Here is a 9,999-nt window from a genome sequence, read left to right as displayed (position 1 = left end):
GGCCCCAACTCGATCGCCTCTTTGACCCGCCTCGACGCCTCGGCGCGGCTGATCAGCGTCGCCTCGGCGATCGCGTGCGGCAGGCTGCCGCCCAGCTCCTCGGCGGTGGCCTGGCGGCCCAGGGTGTTGATCACCGGATGCTCGAGGGCCGGCAGCTGCCGGCGTACTTTTTCGCTGCGCTCGAGCATCGCCAGCTGTTGGTGAACGTTCAAAGCGTCCACCGGTAGTGCGCGGACGCGGGCCAAGACGGCGTCGAGATCGTCGAACACCGCGTCGACGTCTGGATGACCGCTTGGACTCATACCCCCGAACCTAACGACCCCCACCGACAAAAACGCGCCCGAAAATCGCCACAGATACACACTCGCGCAAAAACTTTCGCGCGGGAGCGGCCGGGGCTGCAAACGGCTAGAAGTTCAGCCCTGAGTACATGACCCGATTCGGGTCGTACTTCTGCCGCACGGCAGTCAGCCGCGACAGATTCGAGCCGAAGTAGCGCGCCGGCGCGCCATTGGGCTCCAGGTAATTGACGTATCCGCCGACCGAGATCTGTTGCACCGCTTGATGCGCGGAGCTCAGCCAGGTGTTCGCGGCGGCGGCCTGGCCGCCGGACGGTTCGACGTACCACTGCAGCACGGCCGCCTGGTTGCGCCACGGGAAAGCGGTGTCCCCGGCGGCCACGTCCGCGGCGGCGCCGCCGAGCGGGTCGACGAGCACCGACGCCTGCCCCGCCCCCGACGGCCACTGCCCGATCGCGGTCGCAATGGCATGTGCCGCAGCGGAATCCACCGGCCCGATGACGTCGGAACCGGCCAGGAACGCGCGGGCCGGCGGATTGGAGCTGCCCCCGGCCAGGTACATCACCAAATCCGAGCGATTCATCGTCTTGTTCATCACGGACGTGGGCGCCACCCCCACCGCGGTCTTGATCGCATCGACCACGCCCGCGCCCGCGCCCGCCGGGCAGAGCGCCAGCACGTGACAATTCGGCGCCGAACCGATCATCAGATCGACTATGCCCCAGGTGTTTCGGTCCGCGGCGCTCAGCCAGGACTGCCAACCGACGAGCACCTGGGTGGCCGAGGCCGGCGGGAAGTCGAGCCGCACCACGTCGCTGTCGGAGGTCGCGAAGGTGGAGAACGTCATCGACGTGGTCACCCCGAAATTGCCGCCCCCTCCGCCGCGAAGCGCCCAGAACAGATCGGGGTTGTCATTGGCCGAGGCGGTCACCACGTCGCCGCTGGGCAGCACCACCGTGGCCGACTGCAGCGCGTCACAGGTCAGGCCCGCGTGCCGGGTATCGGGCCCGATCCCGCCGCCCATCGCGAGGCCGGCGATGCCGACGTTCGGACAACTGCCGGTGGGGATCGCCCGGCCGGCACTTGCCAATGCCTGGTGGATCGCGTACAGGGTGGTCGCGGGGGTGACGGTGATGGTGTTGCCGTCGAAGTTGGGCGCGCCTGGGAGCCCCCGCAGGTCCAGCACCAAGGTGCCGTTGGCACTGGACGCGCCGATGTACGAATGCCCTCCCCCGCGCGGGGCGACCTTGAGGTTGTTGGCCGTCGCGAACGCCACCGCCTTCTGCACATCCGCCTGCGACGAAACCGTCACCACCGCAGCGGGATTGGAGCTGTCATAGAACGAGTTGAAAACCTTTTTGCTGGTGGCGAATTGGGCGCCGTTGGCGGGCAGCACGACGCTGCCGCCGATGGAGGACGCCAGCCCGCCCCAGCCGGCCGCGGGGTCCGCGGCGGCGCGCGCCGGGCCCAAAACCGCCCCGGTCGCCAACATTCCGACGGCGCCGCGCAGAAACGTCTGGCGCGAGATGCGGCCCTGCATCAAGGGGTCAAGCGGACGGCTGCGATTCGTCGTCATGTGCGGAGATTCTTAAACATTTCACACGCAAAAGCCCGGTCTGGGCGCCCGTGTCAAGATCACAGTGTGGCTTCGATCCGCCGAAAAGCGTGCCGAGCGCAGACCGCCCAATAATCGACGTCGCGGCCGCGGCCGACTCACAAAACGCTTATTGTGCGAACCTTTATCCCACCGTGTCGCAAACGTGACAATGATAGCTCAGAGTTCTCAACGTGATTCGAGTGCTTTCTGCGCACTCCACGATTGCGGGGGAGGCTGCATGAAGGCACTGGCACGAACGAACCGATGGATCTGGCTGTTTCGGAACCAGCCCCTGACCGTTCGTCTGCTCGCTGCCGCCGCCGGCCTGCTCACCGCGGCGTCGGCGTTCGCCGCGCCGGCCGGCGCGGACAACCCCGACGACAACTTCATCGACGCGCTCAACCACGCCGGCATCGACTTCGGCGAGCCCGGAAACGCGATGTCGGTGGGCCAGTCCATCTGCCCGATGCTTGCCCAGCCGGGCGGCAACTTCGCCGCGGCCGCGTCCAGCGTCTCCGGCCGGGGCATGTCGCCCATGATGGCGCGCATGTTCACCACCATCGCGATACAGACCTACTGTCCGGAGCAGATGGCGAACCTGGCCAACGGCAACCTGTCGGTTCCGCAGATGCCGGGAATGCCCGGGCAGGTTCCCGGCGTACCCGGCATGACGGGCGGGCAGATCCCCGGCATGGCCGGACAAATCCCCGGCGTGGCGGGCCAGTATCCCGGCATGGCCGGGCAGATGCCCGGCATACCGGGGCGGATCCCGGCGGCGCCGGGTATCTAACCGGTACCCAGCGGGTCGATGGTCCACGCGATGTAGACCATCGCGGCCGCGACCGTCGCCGTGGTGACGAAGTCAATTCCCTTGCTACGCACCACCAAAAGGCCGGACCGCTCGTCGGACAGCACCAATCTCAGCGCCGCCGCCAGGCCGACACCGATGCCGATCAACAGTGACCCGCGGCGCCAGAAGTTGGCCCCCACCAGCGCCAGCGCGGTCGCGAAAGTCAAGCCCACCAGCAGGATTGGCCACTGGGCCCGGACGAGCGACCTCGCGCTCATTGCCGCTCGGCGAGTTCGACGACGTTGGTCAGCAGGAACGCCCGGGTCAACGGGCCGACACCGCCGGGATTCGGGGACACGTGGCCGGCGACCTCCCACACGTCGGGGTGCACGTCGCCGACCAACCCGTTGTCGGTCCGGCTGACCCCCACGTCGACGACCGCGGCACCCGGACGCACCATGTCGGCGGTCAACATATGTGGTACCCCGACGGCGGCCACCACGATGTCCGCCTGCCGGGTATGCGTGGCCAGATCGCGAGTTCCGGTGTGGCACAACGTCACCGTGGCGTTCTCGGAGCGGCGGGTCAGCAGCAGGCCCAACGGGCGTCCCACCGTCACACCCCGGCCGATGATGACCACATGCGCGCCGGCGATCTCGACGTCGTAGCGGCGCAGCAGGTGCACGATCCCGCGAGCGGTGCACGGCAGCGGCGCCGCAACGCTGAGCACCAGCCGGCCCAGGTTCGTGGGGTGCAGGCCGTCGGCGTCCTTGTTCGGGTCGACCCGCTCCAGCGCCGCGTTCTCGTCCAGATGCTTGGGCAACGGCAACTGCACGATGTAGCCGGTGCAATCCGGGTTGGCGTTTAGCTCGTCGATGGTGTCGTGAAGCGTCGCGGTGCTGATGTCGGCCGGCAGGTCCCGGCGGATCGAGGTGATGCCGACCTTGGCGCAGTCGGCGTGCTTGCCCCGGACGTAGGCCTGCGACCCCGGATCGTCGCCGACCAGGATGGTCCCCAGCCCGGGCGTGCGGCCCGACGCGGTCAGGGCGGCCACTCGTTCTTTGAGATCGACGAAGATTTCGTCGCGGGTGGCCTTGCCGTCCAGTGTGATTGCGCCCACGCCTGACAGTCTGGCATGCCTTGCCGTTAGGCTCCCGATATGTCTACCCCTCCGGACGTGTTCAGCCCGGCCAAGCTGGGCCCGATCACGCTGCGTAACCGCACCATCAAGTCGGCGACCTTCGAGGCCCGCACGCCCGACACCCTGGTGACCGACGACCTGATCGAATACCACCGGCTGCCCGCCGCCGGCGGCGTCGGCATGACCACCGTCGCCTATTGCGCCGTCTCCCCCGGCGGCCGCACCGAGGGCAACGGGATCTGGATGCGCCCGGAGGCGGTGCCCGGCTTCCGTAAGCTCACCGACGCGATCCACGCCGAGGGCGCGGCGGTGAGCGCGCAGATCGGCCACGCGGGGCCGGTGGCCAACGCCAAATCCAACAAGGCCAGGGCGCTGGCACCGGTGCGGTTCTTCAATCCGATCGGGATGCGGTTCGCCAAGAAGGCGACGCGCGACGACATCGACGACGTCATCGAGGGGCACGCGGGCGCCGTCCGGCTGGCGATCGAAGCCGGCTTCGACGCGGTCGAAATCCACTTGGGCCACAACTACTTGGCGAGCTCGTTCTTGTCCCCGCTGATCAACCGGCGCGACGACGAGTTCGGCGGGTCGCTTGAGAACCGGGCGAAGGTGGCACGCGGCATTGTGATGGCCGTGCGCCGCGCGGTGGAAAAGGAGGGCACGCCGATCGCGGTCACCGCAAAGCTCAACATGACCGACGGGGTGCGTGGCGGCATCTCCACCGAGGAATCGCTGACCACCGCCAAGTGGCTGCAGGACGACGGCGGGCTGGACGCGATCGAACTCACCGCGGGCAGCTCACTGGTGAACCCGATGTACCTGTTCCACGGTGACGCGCCGCTTAAGGAGTTCGCCGCGGCGTTCAAGCCGCCGCTGAGTTGGGGCATGCGGATGACCGGCAAGAAGTTCCTGCGCGAGTACCCCTACCGCGAGGCCTATTTGTTGCGGCACGCCAAGCTGTTCCGCGCCGAGCTGACCATGCCACTGATCCTGCTCGGCGGCATCACCAACCGGGACACGATGGACCTGGCGATGGCGGAGGGGTTTGACTTCGTCGCGATGGGCCGGGCGCTGCTGGCCGAACCCGACCTGATCAATCGGATCGCGGCCGACGGCGCGGCGCACAGCGTGCATTCCGCGTGCACGCACTGCAACAAGTGCATGGCCACCATCTACACGCGCACCCAGTGCGTGGTCACGGGCGCCCCCGATCTGCTAGCGCGGTGACGAGAGCGGGCCCCCGAACGCACATTTGGACCTCAGGGTGGCCTTGGGTTCACGAGATACAGTTGGTTCGATGAGTGCACCAGCCGCCCCCGTGCTGACGGTTCGTCATGACGGGTCAGAACGCACCTTTGCCGCCGGCCACGACGTGGTGGTGGGGCGCGATCTGCGCGCCGACATGCGCATCACCCACCCGCTCATTTCGCGCGCGCACCTGCTGCTGCGGTTCGACCAGGGCCGGTGGCTGGCGATCGACAACGGTTCGCTCAACGGCACTTTCGTCAACGGCCGGCGGGTGCCGGTGGTCGAGATCCACGACGGCCAAAGCCTCAACATCGGGAACCCGGACGGGCCGCAGCTGATGTTCGAGGTCGGCCGGCACCAAGGGATGGCCGGGCGCCCACCGCAAACCGAGTCGATGGGCATCCCGATGGCGGCCCAGCCATCCGGCGCGGCGTGGTCCGCCTCGCCGGCGGGCCCGCCAGTCGCGGCCCCACCCGGTCCCCCGCCCGGGCCGGCGGGCCGCCCGCCCAACTGGGCGCCGCCGCCGCCGCGCCGGCCGCCCCCCGGCCCGCCGGGGCCGCGCCCCGCCCCGCCGGCCCAACCGATGTATGCCGGCGGTGGACGCCCGCCCGCTCCCCCGCCCGCCAATTTCCAGGCGCGCCCGCAGGTGGCCGGGGTGGGCTCGCCGCAGACCGAGATGTCGCGCAGCGCCGCGAAGCCGCCCGAGGTGGCCAACCTGGCGACCAAGATGTTCCAGGCGCTCATGCCGTCGCGATCCGGCGCGATGCCGAAGCCGTCCGGCGCGATCACGATCGGCCGGTCCACCGACAACGACATCGTCATCCAGGACGTGCTCGCCTCCCGCCATCACGCGTTTTTGACCCAGACGCCGCTGGGCACCGAGATCCGCGACGCGCACAGCGTCAACGGCACCTTCGTCAACGGCGTGCGGGTGGGGTCCGCGGTGTTGACCGAGGGCGACGTGGTCACCATCGGCAACGTCGACCTGGTGTTCACCCGCGACACCCTGCTGCGCCGCACCGAGGCCGCGACGCGCACCGGCGGCCTGGAAGTGAACTCCGTCTGCTACACCGTCGAGCAGAACAAGCAACTGCTCGACCACATCTCGCTGACCGCGCGGCCCGGCACGCTGACCGCCATCATCGGCGGCTCGGGCGCGGGCAAGACCACGCTGTCGCGGGTGATCGTGGGCTACACCAGCCCCACGTCGGGCTCGGTGACCTTCGAGGGCCACGACATCCACGCCGAGTACGCGACGATGCGCAGCCGGATCGGGATGGTCCCGCAGGACGACGTCGTGCACCGCCAGCTGACCGTCAACCAGGCCCTGAACTACGCCGCCGAGCTGCGCCTGCCGCCCGACACCAGCAAAGCGGAGCGGGCCCAGGTCGTCGCGCAGGTCCTCGAAGAACTCGACATGACCAAGCACGCCGAGACCCGGGTCGACAAGCTGTCGGGCGGGCAGCGCAAGCGCGCCTCGGTGGCCCTCGAGCTGCTCACCCAGCCGTCGCTGCTGCTGCTCGACGAGCCGACGTCCGGCCTGGACCCGGCGCTGGACCGGCAGGTCATGCTGATGCTGCGCCAGCTCGCCGACGCCGGTCGCACGGTGCTGGTGGTGACCCACTCGGTGTCGTATCTGGACGTGTGCGACCAGATCCTGCTGGTCGCGCCGGGCGGCAAGACCGCCTTCTGCGGGCCGCCCGACCAGGTCGAGGCGGCCATGGGCACCCGCAACTGGGCCGACATCTTCGCCAAGGTGGGAGCCGACCCGGACGAGGCGAACCGCCGGTTCAAGGAACGCGACCAGGGGTCGTCGCGGCCACCTTCCCCGCAAAGCCCGGCCGACCTGGGCGAGCCGCCGAAGACCGACCTGTGGCGGCAGCTGTCCACGATCGCCCGCCGCCAGGTGCGCCTGGTGGTATCCGACCGCGGCTACACGATCTTCCTGGCGATCCTGCCGTTCCTCATCGGGGCGTTGTCGCTGACGGTGAAGGGCCCGCATCCCGGCCTCGGCCCGGCCGACCCGCTCGGCCCCGCGCCCACCCAGCCGCAGTACATCATGGTGCTGCTGAACATCGGCGCCGTCTTCATGGGCACCGCCCTGACCATCCGCGACCTGATCGGCGAGCGCCCGATCTTCCGGCGGGAGCAGGCCGTCGGCCTGTCCACCACCGCCTACCTGCTGGCCAAGATCGCGGTGTTCTGCGTCTTCGCGACGCTGCAGGCGGCCATCGCGACCATCATCGTGCGGCTGGGCAAGGGCGCGCCGACCGCGCACCCGCCGTTCTTCGGCAACTCCACGTTCTCGCTGTTCGTCACCGTCGCAGGCACCTGTGTGGCGTCGGCGATGCTGGGGCTGCTGCTGTCGGCCCTGGCGCAGTCCAACGAACAGATCATGCCGCTGCTGGTGGTGTCGATCATGTCGCAGCTGGTGTTCTCCAGCGGGATGATCCCCGTCTATCAGCGCTTCGGCCTCGAACAGCTCGCGTGGCTGACACCCGCGCGGTGGGGCTACGCCGCGGGCGCCTCGTCGATCGACTTTCCGTCGCTGGTGAAGGTCAAGCAGATCCCGACCAACGACCCGATCTGGCAGCACTCCAAGCACATCTTCGTGTTCGACATGCTCATGCTCGCGGCGCTGTCGATCGGCTACACCGCCTACGTCCGCTGGCACATCCGGCTGAAACGTTGACATGACGCAAGCTGCCGAGCCCGTACTGACGGTTCGATCCGACCGGTCGAAGGGTAGCTTCGCGGCCGGCTGCGACGTGGTCGTCGGCAGCGACCTGCACGCGGACCTGCGGGTGGCGCACCCCCTGATCGCCCGCGCGCACCTGCTGCTGCGCTTCGACCACGGCAAGTGGATTGCGCTGGACAACAATTCGCAGAACGGCGTGTACGTCGGCGGCCAGCGGGTGCCGCAGTTCGACATCGTCGACGGCCAGACCGTCAACCTCGGCAGGGCCGACGGCCCGCGGATCACCTTCGAGGTCGGCCACCACACCGGGTCGGTCGGCATGCTGCCGCCGACGACCGAGGCGATCCCGGTCATCGCCCCGCCGCGGCAAGCCCCGGCCCAGTCGCCGCGCCCGTACCAGTGGGAGGGCCCGCAGCGCACCACCGCCGTGCCGATCGTCCGCCCGGACGCCGGCACCCGGGCGGTGCCGCAGGCGGGCGGGCCGCCCGTTGCGATCCCGCCGACCGAGATCGGCGTGAGCGGCCAGCGGGCGGAGTTCCCGACCACGCGGGTGAAGAACCTGGGCCCCGACTCCGACAGGGCGACCGACCGGCCCGGACGCGCCGCCTGGATCGGTCGGGCGCTCGACAACGACATCGTCATCCACGACGTGCTGGCCTCGCGCCACCACGCGTTCCTGACCCCGACGCCGGCGGGGCCCGAGATCCGGGACGCCAACAGCAGCAACGGCACCTTCGTCAACGGCGTCAAGGCCGCGTCCGCGGTGCTGTCCGAGGGCGACGTGGTCACCATCGGCAACGTCGACCTGGTGTTCTCCGGCGGCATCCTGGTCCGCCGCCAGGAGGCGGCGGCGCGCACGGGAGGCCTGGAGGTGCGCGGCGTCGATTTCAGCATCAACGGCAAGAGCCTGCTGGAGCGGATCTCCATGACGGCCCGCCCGGGCACGCTGACCGCCCTGATCGGCGGGTCGGGCGCGGGCAAGAGCACGCTGTCGCGGTTGATCGCCGGGTACGCGACCCCGACCTCCGGGGTGGTCACGTTCGAGGGGCACAACATCCACACCGAGTACGCGTCGCTGCGCACCCGGATCGGGATGGTCCCCCAGGACGATGTCGTGCACCGCCAGCTGACGGTCACCCAGGCGCTGGGCTACGCGGCCGAGCTGCGGCTGCCGCCCGACACCAGCAAGGCCGACCGCGAACAGGTGGTCGCCCAGGTGCTCGACGAGCTGGGGCTGACCCAGCACGCCGACACCCGCGTCGACAAGCTCTCCGGCGGCCAGCGCAAGCGCGCCTCGGTGGCCCTCGAGCTGATCACCGGGCCGTCGCTGCTGATCCTCGACGAGCCGACCTCCGGCCTGGACCCGGCGCTGGACCTGCAGGTGATGACGATGCTGCGCCAGCTGGCCGACGCCGGCCGGGTGGTGCTGGTGGTCACCCACTCCCTGACCTACCTCGACGTCTGCGACCAGGTGCTGCTGATGGCGCCCGGCGGCAAGACGGCGTTCCTGGGCCCGCCCGACCAGATCGGGGCGGTCATGGGCACCACCAACTGGGCGCAGATCTTCGCGAAGGTGGGCGCCGACCCCGACGAGGCCAACCGCCGTTTTCTGGCGCAGAACAAGCCGCCGCCGGCGGTGGAGACCGAGGCGCCGGCCGACCTGGATGTCGCGCCGGGCACCAGCATGCGGCGCCAGTTCTCCACCATCGCCCGCCGCCAGGTTCGGCTGGTGGTCTCCGACCGCGCCTACTTCGTGTTCCTGACGCTGCTGCCGTTCGTGATGGGCGCGCTGTCGCTGACCGTGCCCGGCCACACCGGTTTCGGCTACGCCGATCCGACCAGCGAATCGGCCGGCGAGGCCGGGACGATTTTGACGCTGCTCACCATGGCCGCGGCGTTCATGGGCACAGCGCTGACCATCCGCGACCTCATCGGCGAGCGCCTGATCTTTAAGCGGGAGCAGGCGGTCGGGCTGTCGACCACGGCGTACCTGCTGGCCAAGGTCGCGGTGTTCTGTGTGTTCGCCGTCGTCCAGGCGGCCATCGCGACGGCGATCGTGGTGGCGGGCAAGGGCACCCCGAAGCGGCCGGCCGTGCTGCTGGGCAACGCCACGCTCGAGCTGTTCGTCGCCGTCGCGGCGACGTGCGTGGCGGCGGCGATGCTGGGCCTGCTGCTGTCGGCGCTGGCGCGCTCCAGCGAACAGATCATGCCGCTGCTGGTGGTGTC

8 protein-coding genes are annotated in these 9,999 nt (G+C 69.6%); 4 read left to right on the top strand and 4 right to left on the bottom strand.

The features are described from left to right. Together WU80_RS22595 and WU80_RS22590 are read right to left on the bottom strand one after the other, a co-directional pair. The coding region (locus tag WU80_RS22595) for a DUF222 domain-containing protein (protein WP_156371818.1) at positions 1–302 on the bottom strand (302 nt) is incomplete at its 3' end. Positions 303–408: 106 nt separating this feature from the next. Beyond that, the gene (locus tag WU80_RS22590; protein WP_055405322.1) at positions 409–1,839 is read right to left on the bottom strand and encodes an FAD-binding oxidoreductase; all 1,431 of its coding nucleotides are present in this window, start codon (positions 1,837–1,839) and stop codon (positions 409–411) included. A gap of 295 nt (positions 1,840–2,134) precedes the next feature. Here WU80_RS22590 and WU80_RS22585 point away from each other — a divergent pair, with 295 nt between their 5' ends. Beyond that, the gene (locus WU80_RS22585) at positions 2,135–2,686 is read left to right on the top strand and encodes a DUF732 domain-containing protein (protein ID WP_055405321.1); all 552 of its coding nucleotides are present in this window, start codon (positions 2,135–2,137) and stop codon (positions 2,684–2,686) included. Here the strand turns inward: WU80_RS22585 and WU80_RS22580 are convergent. After that, entirely contained in the window at positions 2,683–2,964 is a 282-nt protein-coding gene (locus WU80_RS22580) for a DUF3017 domain-containing protein (RefSeq protein WP_055405320.1), read from the bottom strand. The two genes, WU80_RS22585 and WU80_RS22580, sit on opposite strands and share 4 nt — an antisense overlap. Beyond that, entirely contained in the window at positions 2,961–3,806 is an 846-nt protein-coding gene (locus WU80_RS22575) for a bifunctional methylenetetrahydrofolate dehydrogenase/methenyltetrahydrofolate cyclohydrolase (RefSeq protein ID WP_055405319.1), read from the bottom strand. Before WU80_RS22575 ends, WU80_RS22580 begins: the two co-directional genes overlap by 4 nt. Before the next feature lie 39 nt (positions 3,807–3,845). Between WU80_RS22575 and WU80_RS22570 the strand changes: the two genes are divergently transcribed. The 3 genes from WU80_RS22570 to WU80_RS22560 form a co-directional block, all read left to right on the top strand. After that, positions 3,846–5,054 carry an NADH:flavin oxidoreductase gene (locus WU80_RS22570; RefSeq protein ID WP_055405318.1) on the top strand — a complete coding sequence of 403 codons (1,209 nt, stop codon included), beginning with the start codon at positions 3,846–3,848 and terminating at the stop codon, positions 5,052–5,054. 70 nt (positions 5,055–5,124) lie between these two features. Next, entirely contained in the window at positions 5,125–7,767 is a 2,643-nt protein-coding gene (locus WU80_RS22565) for an FHA domain-containing protein (protein ID WP_055405317.1), read from the top strand. A gap of 1 nt (position 7,768) precedes the next feature. After that, a partial coding sequence (locus WU80_RS22560) for an ATP-binding cassette domain-containing protein (protein WP_055405316.1) occupies positions 7,769–9,999 on the top strand: 2,231 nt, incomplete at its 3' end.

The organism is Mycobacterium sp. UM_11, assembly GCF_001414075.1.
Taxonomy (GTDB): domain Bacteria; phylum Actinomycetota; class Actinomycetes; order Mycobacteriales; family Mycobacteriaceae; genus Mycobacterium.
Note: the sequence above shows the minus strand (reverse complement) of the source record. Positions and strands in the feature narration are given on the sequence as shown.

Excerpts from the sequence above, each read along its gene's own strand:
- WU80_RS22590 (WP_055405322.1), bottom strand. The coding sequence starts at position 1,839 with ATGCAGGGCCGCATCTCGCGCCAGACGTTTCTGCGCGGCGCCGTCGGA.
- WU80_RS22585 (WP_055405321.1), top strand. The coding sequence starts at position 2,135 with ATGAAGGCACTGGCACGAACGAACCGATGGATCTGGCTGTTTCGGAAC.
- WU80_RS22580 (WP_055405320.1), bottom strand. The coding sequence starts at position 2,964 with ATGAGCGCGAGGTCGCTCGTCCGGGCCCAGTGGCCAATCCTGCTGGTG.
- WU80_RS22570 (WP_055405318.1), top strand. The coding sequence starts at position 3,846 with ATGTCTACCCCTCCGGACGTGTTCAGCCCGGCCAAGCTGGGCCCGATC.
- WU80_RS22565 (WP_055405317.1), top strand. The coding sequence starts at position 5,125 with ATGAGTGCACCAGCCGCCCCCGTGCTGACGGTTCGTCATGACGGGTCA.